General features: G+C 65.9%; 11 protein-coding genes and 1 pseudogene. 2 read left to right on the forward strand and 10 right to left on the reverse strand.

Annotated elements, in window-relative coordinates; all coding sequences use genetic code 11:
• Nucleotides 1-127: 127 nt before the first annotated feature.
• The 5 genes from PI990_RS02470 to PI990_RS02490 all read right to left on the reverse strand — a co-directional run bounded on the left by PI990_RS02470 (nt 128) and on the right by PI990_RS02490 (nt 5,807).
• Entirely contained in the window at nt 128-982 is an 855-nt protein-coding gene (locus tag PI990_RS02470; protein ID WP_021218176.1) for a glycine betaine ABC transporter substrate-binding protein, read from the reverse strand.
• A gap of 132 nt (nt 983-1,114) precedes the next feature.
• Nucleotides 1,115-2,059, reverse strand: a complete 945-nt coding sequence (locus PI990_RS02475; RefSeq protein WP_021218175.1) for a choline ABC transporter substrate-binding protein — start codon at nt 2,057-2,059, stop codon at nt 1,115-1,117.
• 51 nt (nt 2,060-2,110) lie between these two features.
• The gene (locus PI990_RS02480) at nt 2,111-2,995 is read right to left on the reverse strand and encodes an ABC transporter permease (protein WP_271659726.1); all 885 of its coding nucleotides are present in this window, start codon (nt 2,993-2,995) and stop codon (nt 2,111-2,113) included.
• A 2-nt stretch (nt 2,996-2,997) separates the two neighbouring features.
• Nucleotides 2,998-4,194 (reverse strand): quaternary amine ABC transporter ATP-binding protein, encoded by a 1,197-nt coding sequence (locus tag PI990_RS02485; protein WP_271659727.1) that lies wholly within the window; start codon nt 4,192-4,194, stop codon nt 2,998-3,000.
• A gap of 671 nt (nt 4,195-4,865) precedes the next feature.
• Complete coding sequence (locus PI990_RS02490) at nt 4,866-5,807, reverse strand: choline ABC transporter substrate-binding protein (RefSeq protein WP_043240749.1); 942 nt, start codon at nt 5,805-5,807, stop codon at nt 4,866-4,868.
• A 267-nt stretch (nt 5,808-6,074) separates the two neighbouring features.
• On the opposite strand from PI990_RS02490, the gene PI990_RS02495 reads away from it, so the two are divergent.
• A complete protein-coding gene (locus PI990_RS02495; protein ID WP_043240747.1) occupies nt 6,075-7,451 on the forward strand; it encodes an L-serine ammonia-lyase in 1,377 nt (458 codons plus the stop codon).
• A gap of 414 nt (nt 7,452-7,865) precedes the next feature.
• Nucleotides 7,866-8,966: a GlxA family transcriptional regulator gene (locus PI990_RS02500; RefSeq protein WP_021218170.1), complete on the forward strand. Its 1,101-nt coding sequence runs from the start codon at nt 7,866-7,868 to the stop codon at nt 8,964-8,966.
• A 135-nt stretch (nt 8,967-9,101) separates the two neighbouring features.
• Here the strand turns inward: PI990_RS02500 and PI990_RS02505 are convergent.
• The 5 genes and pseudogenes from PI990_RS02505 to dgcB all read right to left on the reverse strand — a co-directional run bounded on the left by PI990_RS02505 (nt 9,102) and on the right by dgcB (nt 14,710).
• Nucleotides 9,102-10,045 (reverse strand): annotated as a pseudogene (locus PI990_RS02505) (IS110 family transposase).
• Between the two features lie 375 nt (nt 10,046-10,420).
• Nucleotides 10,421-10,666: a hypothetical protein gene (locus tag PI990_RS02510; protein ID WP_021218169.1), complete on the reverse strand. Its 246-nt coding sequence runs from the start codon at nt 10,664-10,666 to the stop codon at nt 10,421-10,423.
• A 31-nt stretch (nt 10,667-10,697) separates the two neighbouring features.
• Nucleotides 10,698-11,477, reverse strand: a complete 780-nt coding sequence (gene etfB, locus PI990_RS02515) for an electron transfer flavoprotein subunit beta (protein WP_271659728.1) — start codon at nt 11,475-11,477, stop codon at nt 10,698-10,700.
• On the reverse strand, nt 11,467-12,699 hold the full coding sequence (etfA, locus tag PI990_RS02520; RefSeq protein ID WP_271659729.1) for an electron transfer flavoprotein subunit alpha: 1,233 nt from the start codon (nt 12,697-12,699) through the stop codon (nt 11,467-11,469). The genes etfB and etfA overlap by 11 nt, the downstream gene beginning before the upstream one ends.
• Nucleotides 12,700-12,745: 46 nt before the next feature.
• The gene (gene dgcB, locus PI990_RS02525) at nt 12,746-14,710 is read right to left on the reverse strand and encodes a dimethylglycine demethylation protein DgcB (protein ID WP_271659730.1); all 1,965 of its coding nucleotides are present in this window, start codon (nt 14,708-14,710) and stop codon (nt 12,746-12,748) included.
• Nucleotides 14,711-14,798 lie beyond the last annotated feature (88 nt).

A 14,798-nucleotide genomic window follows, 5' to 3' on the forward strand; every position in this document is an offset into this window, starting at 1 on the left:
AGGTCGCTTCAAGGATGACCCGTCGGTCAAAGGCATGCGCCGTGAAGCGTTGGAAAAGGCGGGAGGCATAACGAAAAACGGCGATGCGCACCGGGGGCACGCATCGCCGTCGAGAGGTTGCCAGCGCTTACTTAAGCCATTCGGCCACGCGCTCGGGGTTCTTGGCGATCCAGGCCTTGGCGGCCTCTTCGGGCTTGGCGCCCTCGCGGATGGCCAGCATCACGGCGCCCACTTCCTCGCCGTTCCAGGAGAATTTCTTGAGGAAAGCGGTGGCTTCCGGCGCCTTGGCTTCCAGGCCCGGGTTGACCACGGTGTCGACGTGTTCGTCGTCGCCGAAGACCTTCTTCGGGTCTTCGAGGAAGCGCAGTTTCCACTTGGCGAACATCCAGTGCGGAATCCAGCCGGTGACGACGATGGGCTTCTGCGCCTTCTCGGCGCGGGTCAGGGCGGTGGCCATGGCCGGGCCGGAGCTGGGCATCAGCTTGATGTCGAGGTTGTACTGCTTGATGGCGTCTTCGGTGCGGCGCATCACGCCAGCGCCGGCGTCGATGCCGGTGATCTTGCCGTCGAAGTCCTTGCTGTATTTGTTCAGGTCTTCGATGGATTTGGCTTGCACGTAGTCGGGCACGATCAGGCCGATCTTGGCGCCCTTGTAGTTGGAGCCGAGGACCACGACCTTGTCTTTCAGCTTCTCGAAGTATTCGCCGTGGGTGGCGGGCAGCCAGGCGGAGAGGGTGCCATCCAGGTCGCCGCGGGCGATGCCCTGCCACATGATGGCGGGCTCCACCGGCTTGAGCTCGACGCCGTAGCCGAGTTTCTCCTTGAGTATCTCGCCGGCGACGTGGGTGGCCGCGACGCTGTCGTCCCAGCCGTTGACGTAACCGATCTTCAGGGTGGGTTTGTCAGCGGCGTGGGCGCCGAGGCCAATGGCCAGGGCGGCGATGCCGATGGATTGCAGACACAGGGACTTCAGCTTTCGCATACGTAATGCTCCATCAGGTGGGATTGGCAGCTAGCTACGTTGGATGCCACGGGCCCGTTCTCGGGCGGGCTGGGTGGCGCTGCACGCCACGGCCCGACGGGGCCGTGGCGGCAGGAGACGGGAAGCGGAAAATCAGAGGCCGACGTGTTTCTTGACGGCGGCGGCGCCGTCCTGGCCATCGAGGGTGGTGACGCCGGCCAGCCACTTGTCGAGGATCGCCGGGTTGGCCTTGATCCAGTCCTTGGCGACCACGACCGGGTCTTCCTTCTTGAGGACGCGGTCCATCAGCTGGCTTTCGATCTCGACGCTGAACTGCAGGTTGTTCAGCAGCTTGCCGACGTTGCCGCAGCGCGCCTCGTAATCCGGCGGTACCACGGTGTAGACCTTGGCGGCGCCGAAGTCCGGGCCGAACACGTCATCGCCACCGGCGAGGTAGGTGAGGTCGAACTGGGTGTTCATCGGGTGCGGGGCCCAGCCGAGGAAGACCACCGGCTCCTTCTTCTTCACCGCGCGCTGCACCTGGACCAGCATGCCGGCCTCGCTGGACTCGACCATGCGGAAGCCGCCGAGACCGAACTGGTCGCCCTTGATCATCTTGTCGATCAGCAGGTTGCCGTCGTTGCCCGGCTCGATGCCGTAGATCTTGCCGCCCAGCTGGTCCTTGAACTTGGCGATGTCCTGGAAGCTCTTCAGGCCCGCTTCGGCGGCGTAGGTGGGCACGGCCAGGGTGTACTTGGCGCCTTCGAGGTTGGCGGTCGGCAGCACCTTCACGCCGTTGCCCTTGGTGAAAGGCTCGATCACGGCGTCCATGGAGGGCGCCCAGTAGCCGAGGAACACGTCGATCTGCTTGTTCTTCACGCCGGTGAAGGCGATCGGTACCGAAGCCATGATCTTGCGCGGGGTATAGCCCAGGCCCTCGGTGAGGACCATGGCGACGCCGGTGGTGGCGGAGATGTCGGCCCAGCCGATCTCGGCGAAACGCACCTGTTTGCAGCTCTCCGGGTCCTGTGCCCACGCGCCTTGCACCAGCGCGCAGGCCAGCAAACCGGCACCCGCGATCTTCTTCATGTTCATCATCTGCAACTCCCTGCTACTGGAAAGTGATGGCTTCTGTTTTCTAGGTATACGTTATTGCCGTTGCAGCCTGGCCCGCGCGCTCAGCCAGCCGAACAGACGGCCGCGGGAAGCGGTTTGCGGGGTGCCGAAGCTTTCGGTGATGCGGTCGAGGATGATCGCCAGCAGCACCACGGCCATGCCGCTTTCGAAGCCCAGGCCGATGTCCAGGCGCTGGATACTGGCGAGCACGTCGTTGCCCAGGCCGCCAGCGCCCACCATCGAGGCGATGATCACCATCGACAGCGCCATCATGATGGTCTGGTTGACCCCGGCCATGATCGACGGCATCGCGTTCGGCAGCTGCACCTTGTATAGCAGCTGCCAGCTGGTGCAGCCGAAGGATTGCCCGGCCTCGACTATTTCCTTGTTCACCTGGCGGATGCCGAGGCTGGTGAGGCGCACCGCCGGCGGCATGGCGAAGATCACCGTGGCGATGATCCCGGGCACGCGGCCGAGGCCGAAGAGCATGGCGGCGGGGATCAGGTAGACGAACGCCGGCATGGTCTGCATGAAGTCGAGGATGGGACGGATGATGTAGGCGACCCGTTCGCTCTTCGCCGCCCAGATGCCCAGGGGCACGCCCAGCAACAGGCTGATCAGGGTGGAGGAGAAGGTCAGCCCGAGGGTGACCACCGTCTGTTCCCAGAAGCCGGTGAGCACGATGAGCACGAAGGCGGCGGCGGTGAACAGGGCGAACTTGACGCCGATGCGCCACAGCCCGAGGCCGACGAAGACGGCGATCACCAGCCAGGCCGGTGGCCACATGAGGAAGCGTTCGATCAGCTCGGAGAAGCCGCTGACCACCGCGCCGATGTTCTCGAAGGCGCCGCTGTAGTTGTCCAGCAGGTGCTGGACGACGTCGTTGACCCAGCTGCCCAGATCCAGTTTCTCGCTCATGGTCATTCTCCCTGCAGACGGCTAAGCAGGCGGCCCTTGCTGATGGCGCCGCAGTAATGGCCGTCCTGATCGACGACAGGGATGGGGCCTTCGTTGTCCACCAGGCGTTCGATCACCTGTTCCAGCGGAAGGTCCTCGGGTACCGGCACGATGTGCTTGAGCAGTTCAGGCTCCAGGCACTTGTTCTGGCCTTCTTCCACCAGCAGGGCGATCTTCTCCAGGCTGATGGAGCCGCGGAACTTGTTGTCCTCGTCGACGATGAAGGCGTAGTGCTTGTCCAGCGCCTGCAGCTCCTGGCACACCTGCTGGGCGTTGGGTGCCTTGCCGTTGTGCACGTAGAGCGGGACGCTATCGGCCTTGAGCTGGCCGGCGGTGAGGTAGCGGCTGGTGTCGACGGTGTCGAAGAAGTTGCGCACGTAGTCGTTGGCGGGCTTCTCGATCAGCTCCTGCGGGGTGCCGACCTGGACCAGCTTGCCGCCTTCCATGATGCCGATGCGGGTGCCGATGCGCATGGCCTCCTCGATATCGTGGGAGACGAAGATGATGGTGCGGCGGTGGGTCTTCTGCAGCGCCAGGAGGACGTCCTGCATCTCGCGGCGCTTGAGCGGGTCGAGGGCCGAGAAGGCCTCGTCCATGATGATCATCGAGGGGTCGACCGCCAGGGCGCGGGCCAGGCCTACGCGCTGCTGCATGCCGCCGGACAGCTCGTGAGGGTACTTCTGCGCGAAGGGCGCCAGGCCCACCTGCTCCAGCACTTCCATGGCGCGCTGCTCGCGTTCCTTCTTGCCCTTGCCGGCCACTTCGAGGCCGAAGGCGGCGTTGTCCAGCACGGTGCGCGAAGGCATCAGGGCGAAGGACTGGAAGACCATGCTCATGTCGCGGCGACGCAGGTCGATCAGTTGCGCCTTGGGCAGCTTGGCGACGTTCTGGCCGTCGATGAACACGTCACCGGCGGTGGGCTCGATCAGCCGGTTGATCAGGCGGATGAGCGTGGACTTGCCCGAACCGGAGAGGCCCATGAGCACGAATATCTCGCCTTCCTCGACGCTGAACGACACGTCGCTGACGCCGATCACCGCGCCACGTTCGGCGAGGATCCTTTCCTTGCTCCAGCCTTGCTTGAGCAAGTCGATGGCTTCTTGTGGCTGTTGGCCGAAAACCTTGTAGAGGTTCTGGACAACGATTTTTCCAGACTGCATGGGATGGTTCCCCTTCAGTAGACATCCAGATCAGCTACACGGGACCGGACGGGCGCCACGGGGACGCGCCGACAGGCGATGCCGACTGTTATTGCCTGTGTGGGTTTACTGGTTCCAGGGCTTGGCAGGAGAATCGCGCGACCGGCGGAGCGGGCTAGGCACTGCACGGATTCGAGGATTCGCCATGACACCTGGGGTGTATGGACGAGCGTTCGATTCCTTGAGTTCCTAACCATCATTCCGCTGTTTTGCAAACCGCTTTCCAAACCCTCTGGCAGTGCTACGAAACCCTGTCCTTGGGTCGATCAACACCTCGTCCTGAGGTGTGCGTACATCCGAAATTTCTTGTAGGGCGGGCGCCTTAGACATTGGCTCCGCCGTTTTCTGTTCTTCGGTCCAGGGCTGAGGGCCCAGGTCTGTCAGTTCAGGCTTGAAAGGACAGCGACGAAATCGGCTGAGTCAACGATATAGCCTCGGTAGCCGGGCAATTGTCGGTTTACGACCCTGACGTGTTGGGCGACGACACAAGGCCGGTTGCCGAAAAAAACCATAACAGAAATTTTTCACCTGTTGGGGATGCTGAAACCCGCGCAGGGCGCGGGTTTCAGGGGTTGACACGGCCTCAGGCAAGAGCTGCCGGGGGCTACAGCGGATTCGAGAAAAAGCGAAATTCATGGCGCTGCGGCGAGCCCGAGGGCGGCATTCGCCATTTTCCCGTCGCGGGTGGTGACGCCCACCAGCCACTTCTCCAATTGCTCCGGATGCGCCTTCAGCCAGGCCTTGGCTTCGCGCCGGCGGTTGGTGCTCTGGTTGAGGATGGCCCCCATCAGGTGGTTCTCCATATCCAGGCTGAACTCCAGGTTGCCCAGCAGGCGCCCGAGGTTGGGGCATTCCTTGGCCAGACCGGCGCGGGTGTTGGTGTAGACAGTGGCGCCGCCGAAGTCGGGGCCGAAGTAATCGTCGCCGCCAGCCAGGTAATGCATCTGGAACTGGTTGTTCATCGGGTGCGGCTCCCAGCCGAGGAACACCACCCATTGCTTGAGGTGTTCGGCGCGCTTCACCTGGGCCAGCATGCCACTCTCGCTGGACTCCACCAGCTTGAAGTCGGCGAGGCCGAACGCCTTGTCGTCGATCATCTTCTGGATCAACTTGTTCCCATCGTTGCCAGGCTCGATGCCGTAGAGCTTGCCGCCCAGTTCCTTCTTGAACTTTGCCAGGTCGGCGAAGCTTTTCAGGCCGCCGTCATAGGCGGCCTGGTTGACCGCCAGGGTGTACTTGGCGCCCTTGAGGTTGGCACCGAGGGTGTCCACGCTGCCGTTCTCTCGGTAGGGCGCGATGTCGTTTTCCATGCTCGGCATCCAGTTGCCGAGGAACACGTCGATCTTCTTTTCCGACAGCGCCTTGTAGGTGTCGGGCACCGAGAGCCGCTTGACCTGGGTGCTGTAGCCGAGCTCGGCGAGCACGTAGCGGGTGACGGCGGTGGTGACGGTGATATCGGTCCATCCGACATCGGCGAAACGGACGGTCTTGCAGGATTCCGGTTCAACGGCGGCCTGTGCCAGCAGCGGGGTGCAGAGCGCTACGGCCAGGAACCGGGGGATCAATGGGTTCATGGGGACTTCCACAGCAGAGTCGAGGGGATGGCGATCGCCTGTCCGCGCGGCGAACGGACTGCTGCTGGCCGGTGCGGGTGCGCCCGGATCATGTGACGAAGTCGTGCGGGCTTCTACGAAGCAGGTCGCAAGCAGGAAGGTGCTGTCGCTTTTTCATCCACGACGCCGCGGCGTATTTGGACACGAGCGGGTCGGTGTGGGACGCCGGCTCGCGGTGGAAATGCAGATGATGTCGGCCACGCCCCATCACCCGTCGCGGAGACCATCGTGGCTATCAGCGTGTTCGACCTGTTCAAGATCGGTATCGGTCCCTCCAGTTCCCATACCGTCGGCCCCATGCGCGCTGCGGTGCTCTTCGTCGGCGCTCTGCGTGAGCGCCAGCTGCTGGAGCGGGTGACGCGCCTGGAGGTGAACCTCTACGGCTCGCTTTCCGCTACCGGCATCGGCCATGGCACCGACCGTGCCGTGATCATGGGCCTGATGGGCGAGTGGCCGGACCGCATCGACCCCAAGCAGATTGCCCCGCGTATCGCCGAGCTGCTCGCCAGCGGCACCTTGCCGCTGGATGGTCGCCTGCCGGTGCCCTTCGACTGGCAGCGTGACATGCGCCTGCTCGACGAGAACCTGCCCTACCACCCCAACGCCATGACCCTGGTGGCCTTCGGTGAGAGCGGCGAGCTGCACCGCGACACCTACTATTCCGTCGGCGGAGGTTTCGTCGTCGACGCCGAGCAGGCCGCCGCCGGCCAGCTCGACCAGGATCACACCCGGCTGCCCTACGACTTCTCCAGCGCCGAGGAGCTGTTGCAGCTGTGCAAGCGCCATGGCTTGCGGGTTTCCGAACTGATGCTGGCCAACGAGAAGGCCTGGCGCAGCGAGGCGGATATCCGCGCCGGGCTGCTGCGCCTGTGGGACGCCATGCGCGAATGCGTGGACAACGGCCTGAGCCAGGAAGGCATCCTGCCCGGCGGCCTCAATGTGCGTCGCCGCGCCGCCAGGCTGCACCGCAGCCTGCAGGAACTGGGCAAACCCAACGTCATCGGCTCGACCATGAGCGCCATGGAGTGGGTCAACCTCTTCGCCCTGGCGGTGAACGAGGAGAATGCCGCCGGCGGGCGCATGGTCACCGCGCCCACCAATGGCGCGGCGGGCATCATCCCGGCGGTGCTGCACTACTACATGAAGTTCAACCCCGAGGCCTCCGACGGCGACGTGGTGGACTACCTGCTGGGCGCCGCCGCCGTGGGCATCCTGTGCAAGAAGAACGCGTCCATCTCCGGCGCCGAGGTGGGCTGCCAGGGCGAGGTCGGCTCGGCCTGCGCCATGGCCGCCGCCGGCCTGGCCGAAGTGCTCGGTGCTACCCCGGAACAGCTGGAGAACGCCGCCGAGATCGGCCTGGAGCACAATCTCGGGCTCACCTGCGACCCGGTGGGCGGGCTGGTGCAGGTGCCCTGCATCGAGCGCAATGCCATCGCAGCGGTGAAGGCCATCAACGCGGCACAGATGGCCTTGCGCGGCGACGGCGAGCACTTCATCTCCCTCGACCAGGTGATCCGCACCATGCGCGATACCGGCGCGGACATGCACGACAAGTACAAGGAAACCTCGCGCGGCGGCCTGGCCGTCAGCGCCATCGAATGCTGACCCGCTTTCGCTCCCCGGCGCGTCGCCTTGCCAGCTTTTGGTGCGACGCTCCGGGCCGCTGCCAGCGCTCCGCGTGACCATTCGGTCACCCGCGCTGCCGTCCGTCTGTTACGCCCGGTATTCCTGGATGTAGCGGGGTGACAACGGCACCACCAGCGGGTGCTACCTAATGCCCCAGGCCCCAGGAGTCACGCGGCCTGGCGGTCGTTAACAGAATATTTCTGTCGCTCTCGCCTAGCCCCGCTGGCATGGGGTTTGGATGCGCTTATGCATTTTTATTGAACGGCTGAACAATTTAGGCATGACCTTTGCCTCGTATCAGGGGCAACCGTCTGGGTCAGTCGCCGTACCAGAACCATAAGAAGAGAACCTCGCAACGAAGGTTCACAGCGTGTTTAGCGTGAGGGTTTTCAGATGTCACAGTCCAACCAGGGCTCCCAGCCCCAGAACCGCGCACCCCAATCCATCGGCTTCCTGCTGCTGGACAACTTCACCCTGATCTCCCTGGCCTCGGCAGTGGAACCGCTGCGCATGGCCAACCAGCTGTCCGGCAAGGAGCTCTACCGCTGGTTCACCCTGACCCAGACGGGCCTGCCGGTAAGCGCCAGCGATGGCTTGCAGATCACTCCCGATGCGGGCCTGGAGAACGCCCCGGCACTGGATGCGGTGATCGTCTGCGGCGGCGTCGATATCCAGCACAGCGTTACCCGTGAACACCTGCAGTGGCTGCAATCCCAGGCGCGCCAGGGCCGCCAACTCGGCGCCGTGTGCACCGGCAGCTGGGCGCTGGCCAAGGCCGGCCTGCTCGATGGCTACGACTGCAGCGTGCACTGGGAATGCCTGGCGGCGATGCAGGAGGCCTTCCCCCGCGCCGCCATCACCACCCGCCTGTTCTCCATCGACCGCAACCGCAACACCTCCTCCGGCGGCACCGCGCCGATGGACATGATGTTGCACCTGATCGCCCGCGAGCACGGCCGCGAACTGGCGGCGGCGATATCCGAGATGTTCATCTACGAGCGCATCCGCAACGAGCAGGACCACCAGCGCGTGCCGCTCAAGCACATGCTCGGCACCAACCAGCCGAAGCTGCAGGAAATCGTCGCGCTGATGGAGGCCAACCTCGAGGAGCCCATCGACCTGGACGAACTGGCCTGCTACGTCGACGTGTCCCGCCGCCAGCTGGAGCGCCTGTTCCAGAAGTACCTGCACTGCTCGCCGTCGCGCTACTACCTGAAGCTGCGCCTGATCCGCGCGCGCCAGCTGCTCAAGCAGACGGCGATGTCGATCATCGAAGTGGCCTCGGTGTGCGGCTTCGTCTCTACGCCGCACTTCTCCAAGTGCTACCGCGAGTACTTCGGCATCCCGCCGCGTGACGAGCGCGCCAACCAGAACGCCAACGTGGTCGCCCTGGTGCCCATGCCCGAGGACCTGATGCGGCCTTCGTCCTCCACCGCCATGGCGGCCCTCACCCGCGCCCAGGGTGAGTCCACCTTCGCCAGCGTGCGGTTGTAAAGCACTCCCCGGGGCCGCTTTGCGGCCCCGGTCATTTCAATCTCACCGCCGTGCCGCGGTTCTTCGCGGTTGAAACCGCTCCCACAACGACGCCAATGCATTGTTGCGGGCTCCATTCCTGTGGGAGATTCTATGTCAACCAGCCGTAGCGTCCCGGTGTCGGTACGGCTGTTGGCTGGTCATCAGGGCAAAGGCGATTCTGGCCAGTTTCCGGGCGAGGATCGTTAGGGCCTCGGTCTTCTTCAAACCCCGCTGCAAATAAGCTTGATAGCGTTCCTTCCAGGCGGCTGTGCGACTGGCGGCCATGGCGGCGTTATGCAGTAGCCGTCGTATCTCCGGATCCCCTGCTTGGTCAGCTTGCGCCGGCCGATGTAGCGCCCCGACTCCCTGACCCGGACATCCAGCCCGAGGAAGGCGATGAATGCATCGCTACTGCGGAAGGTACCCCGCAGGAAGGCCAGGTTCAGCGCAGCAGCGGTGATCGGGCCAACCCCTTCGATCTCCTGGCAACGTTGTGCCTGCGCGCTCAAACTGGCCTCTTTCAGCGTGGATTGCAGCGCCCTGTTGAGTGTCCGCTCCAGGTCTTTCATCTGCTGCAGGACGGGCTTCAATGCCTCCGCCAGTTGGCGATCCTGGGCGAAGCTCAGGCGCAGAGCCGTCGTTACTCGCACCAGGGTGGCGCGACGGTGCAACAGGGCCTGCAGCTTGCGGTACAGGCGGCTCGGCGGCGCCCAGGGGTGCAACTGCTTCTGCTCATGGGCCAGGTAGCGGGCCAGCAGGCGGGCATCGCTCAGGTCGTTCTTGACCCGGCCACCGATGCCTTTGCGGTAGTTGCTCAGGCGGTAACCATCGATCACGTAGACCCTGTGGCCACGTTTGTGCGCCAGCGTGGCGACGGCAACGTGGTAGGTGTTGGTGGCTTCGATGGCCAGGCTGCAACCTGCAGGCAGGCTCTTGAGCCAGGTGGCGATAGCGTGCGGCTCATTGATGAGCTCTCTGGCCTGCTCCAGATCTGCTCGATACAGACTCAGACTGTCTTTAGCGACATCGATACCGATTACGGTGCTCTGCATTGTCATGACGAACTCCCAGGGCCAAGATGGAATGACCTGTCGGGGGCTCACGATGGCGCAGGCTTGCAGATATGGTCGGTCTCGGGGGCGGACCTGAGCCGATGGATTCCTTATCGGCGCTTGCAGTGAGGTGAGGGGCGGGAGAAATCTCCCACGGTCTGGCTTGCAGAAGCGATTTCGCTCCCTCCGCCCCCCGACAGGTTCCACCCTAGGACATACAAGCGAATTCATTCGCGATGCTTTTCGAGCAGCCCGGCCAGCGCCAGGGTCATGTCTGTGCCCGAGAGTGATGGGTTTCGCTTCGCTCTACGCCATCCTACGGGGCTGTGTGCACGGGCATGAAAAAGGGCGCCATCGGCGCCCTTTTTGGTGGCGGGTGGATCAGCGCGGTACTAGCGCCGGCAGCAGGGTACGGGAGATGGCCTCGCGCACGTTGGGCAGCAGGGTGGCGCGGCCTCCCAGCAGTTCCTCCACCAGGCGCCGCAGGGCCACGGCGCGTTCGGGGCTGAGGCCGCTTACGGCGTGTTCGCAGGCCTGTTCGGCGCTCACCCCCGAGGGAATGGCCAGCCCCAGCGCCACCAGGCGCTCGCGGAAATCTTCCTGGTCGATCAGATCGGCATGCATCATGGCCTGTCTCCTCCGGTCATCGGGCTGCGCGTCAGCGCAGCACTCCTTCTTCCATCAACAGCTTGAAGATAGCCTCGGCACCCTCGTCTGGCGACAGGTCCTTGAGCACCTTGCCGCCCCCGCCTGAAGCCTTGGCCGTGGCCGCCTTCATGCGCTCGGCGCCGGTCTTGGCCTTGATCACCTTGAGGCGCTTGGGCCTGGGCCGGGCCGGCTGCAAGCGTGCCTCGGCCAGCAGCACGTCTTCAACCACCTCGACGTCGCAGGCCTTGAGCGTGCCGCGTCGCGCCGGGCCGAAGGCACTCTGGCGTCCCACCGGGGCGGCGTTGTCGACGCTGGCGAGAAACGGCAGGCGCACCCGCAGGCGGCGCCGTTGGCCACGGGGCAGGGCTTGCAGCACCTGGGCCACGCCGTTCTCCACCTTCTCCACTTCGGCCAGGCCCACCACCAGCGGCCAGCCGAGCCGCTCGGCCAGCAGGAAGGGCAGCATGCCCGAGCCTTCGCCGGTTTCCGCCTGGCTGCCGGTGAGCACCAGTTGCGCGCCGGCATCGGCGAGGTAATCGGCCAGGGCGGGTAGCGCATCGGCCTGGGCGGGTTGTTCGAGCACGGCGATCTGCGCCAGGCCCATGCCCAGGTAGGCGCGCAGGGCCTCCTCGCGAGGGTTGCCGGCGTGCAGCACCTGCAGGCGTTCGCCACCCAGGCGCAGGCCGAGTTCCACGGCCCGCGCGTCCTGTTCCGCACGCCGTGGGCGGCCGGAGGTGGGGTGAGCGCCGACCGAGACCAGGGCGACGATGTTCAGTGCGTCATGCGGCATCGCGTGCACCTCCCTGACGGTGTGCGGTGATCCGTTCGATCAGTGCGGCGAGGATGGCGCCGGAGTCGCCGATCACCGAGAGATCGGCGCGTTTGATCATGTCGCAGCCCGGGTCCATGTTCACCGCGATCACCTTGTCGCAGGCGCCTATGCCCTGCAGGTGCTGGATGGCGCCGGAAATGCCCACGGCCATATACACCCGCGCGGTGACCCAGGTGCCGGTCGCACCGACCTGGCGGTTGCGCGGCATGTGGCCGTCGTCCACCGCGACGCGGGAGGCACCCTCGGTGGCGCCCAGTACCTTGGCCGCTTCGTGGAACTGCGCCCAGTCCTTCACGCCGTTGCCGCCGGACAGGATGAATTCGGCCTCGGCCATGGGAATCTGCGCCGGGTCCACGGCCACTGCGCCGAGGTCCTCGATGCGCGGCAGGCTGCGGGCGATGCTGGCCTGCAGCTCGATGGGGCTGGCTTCGTGGCGGGTCTCGCTGACCGGCTCGGCGCACTCGGCGGCGGCCAGGATCAGCCGCGGCGTGGCGCGCACCAGGTCCTCGCGACCGGCACCGGCGCGACCGCTGCAGTGCTCGCCATCCACCTGCCAGACGCGGGTGGCGGGGCGCTCGCCGAGCTTGGCGGCCAGGCGCCGACCCAGTTCGCCACCGCCGCTGCGGCTGTCGGGCAGCAGCCAGTGGCGGGGGGCGAGCTGGCTTTCCACCGCGCTCAGGGCCAGTACCCGCGCTTCCGGCGCGTAGCCGTCGAAGGCCTCGCCCTGGATGCGCAGGATGCGGTCGATGCCGGCGCTGTCGAAGGCGGTTTCCTTGTCGTCGCCGAACAGCACCGCGACCACCGCGCCGTCCGGGCCTGCGAGCTTGCTGGCCAGGCCGAGCAGGTCCTTGTCGTGGCTGCCGAGTCGGCCGCCGACCATGTCCGGCACCACGGCGATGTAGAACGCCGGTTGCGCCACCACATGCAGCGGCAGTTGCACCGCCTCGCTGGCACCGCTGCGCTTGCCGATGGTGCCCTGCTGGGCGCCGCTGCGGTCTATGCGCTTGATGCCGGCGGGGCCGATGAAGCCGGCGGCGATGGCGTGGGGGTTCTTGCGGATGACGCCGTTGGGCCCCATCCAGCGGGTCTGGCCCTGCTGCTGCATTGCGGCATGCAGGGGGTGCAGGCGATTGCGGGCGATACGCTCGGCACGCGGGTCGCGGCGGATGATGTCGCTCATCGTTGTATCTCCGTGCGGGAGGGGCGCAGGTGGGCAAGGTGTTGCATCAATGCACCTCCGCCACTGCTTCGCGTTTCGCCGCTGCCGGCTTCTTCGCTTCTGCCGGGGCCTCGACCAGCACCTCGGCCACCAGCTCGGCGATGTCCTTGATCTCCGGGCGCGGCGCGACCACGCCTTCGAGCATCGCGGTGCATTGCGGGCAACCCACGGCCACCACCTCGGCGCCGGTCTCCTTGATGTCGACCATGCGCATGTCGGGGATGCGTTGCTTGCCGGGGATGTCGGTGATCGGTGCGCCGCCGCCGCCGCCACAGCAACGGGAGCGGAAGCCGGAGCGGGCCATTTCCTTCACCTCGATGCCGATGGCCTTGAGCACTGCGCGTGGGGCTTCGTACTCGCCGTTGTAGCGGCCCAGGTAGCAGGGGTCGTGGTAGGTCACGGCACCGGCCTTGCTCTGGCCGAGGTTCAGCGCGCCGCCCTGTACCAGTTCGTCGATGAAGGTGCTGTGGTGCAGCACCTGGTAGTGACCGCCGAGGGCGCCGTATTCGTTCTTCAGCACGTGGAAGCTGTGGGGGTCGCAGCTGACGATGCGCGTGAAGCGGTACTGCGAAAGCGTGGCGATGTTGCGCCGGGCCAGCTGCTGGAAGGTGGCTTCGTCGCCCAGGCGCCGGGCCACGTCGCCGCTGTCGCGCTCTTCCAGGCCGAGCACCGCGAAGTCGACGTCGGCGGCCTTGAGGATCTTCACGAAGGCCCGCAGGGTGCGCTGGTTGCGCATGTCGAAGGCGCCGTCGCCGACCCAGAACAGCACGTCGGCCTGTTTCTTCTCGCTCATCAGCGGCAGGTTCAGGTCCGCCGCCCAGTTGAGCCGCCCGCCGGGGGCGAAGCCGCCGGGGTTGTCGGTGGCGATGAGGTTTTCCAGCACCTCGGCGCCCTTGTTCGGGGTGGCGCCCTTTTCCAGGGTGAGGTGGCGGCGCATGTCGACGATGGCGTCGACGTGCTCGATCATCATCGGGCACTCCTCGACGCAGGCGCGGCAGGTGGTGCAGGACCAGAGCGTTTCGGCGTCCACCAGGGCTTTGCCCTGCAGGGCGACGATGGGCTGGTGCGGGCCGCCGCTGTGTTCGCCCAGGGGCTTGCCTGGGTAGGGGCTGCCGGCGAAGTTGGCGTCATTGCCGCCGGCCAGGCCGATGACCATGTCCTGGATCAGCTTCTTCGGGTTCAGCGGCTGGCCGGCGGCGAAGGCCGGGCACATGGCCTCGCACTTGCCGCACTGCACGCAGGCGTCGAAGCCGAGCAGCTGGTTCCAGGTGAAGTCGGTGGGCTTTTCCACGCCCAGGGGCGCGCTCGGGTCGGCCAGGTCCAGGGCTTTGAGGCCGGTGGAACGGCCGCCGCCGAAGCGTTCGGCGCGGCGGTGCCAGGCCAGGTGCAGGGCACCGGCGAAGGCGTGCTTCATCGGCCCGCCCCAGGTCATGCCGAAGAACAGCTCGGACACGCTCCAGGCCACGCCCACGGCGAGGATGGCCGCGAGGAACCAGCCGCCGAAGCCGGCCGGCAGGATGCCGGCCACCGGCAGGGTGGCGATGAAGAAGCTCGCGGCGAACATCAGCAGGCTCTTGGGCAGGCGCATCCAGGGGCCTTTCGACAGCCGCGAGGGCGGGTCGAGGCGGCGCTTGGCGACGAACAGCGCGCCGACGAACATCAGCGCCGTGGCACCCAGCAGGGCGAAGCCGAGGATGCGGCTGTGCAGCCCGAAGCCATGCACGAGGATCGCCAGCAGCGCCGCCAGGACGAAGCCGCCGGCCGTGGCCACGTGGGTCTTGGACATGTACGTGTCGCGCTCGACCACGTGGTGCAGGTCCACCAGGTAGCGGCGCGGCATGGCCAGCAGGCCACCCAGCCAGTCGACCTTCGCCGGCCGGCCCCGGCGCCACATGAGGAAGCGCTTGGCGGCGCCGAGTACGGCCAGTGCCAGGGCGGTGAAAAGAAGGATCGGAAGCAATGTGCTCAACATGGATAACCACCTTGGCCGCAGCGGCAAGCGACAAGCTTCAAGCTGCAAGCAAGAGCCGAGTCCCGCTCCGGCTCCTGCTTGCGGCTTA

The sequence above is a fragment of the Pseudomonas sp. TUM22785 genome (assembly GCF_028198105.1).
Taxonomy (GTDB): domain Bacteria; phylum Pseudomonadota; class Gammaproteobacteria; order Pseudomonadales; family Pseudomonadaceae; genus Metapseudomonas; species Metapseudomonas solani.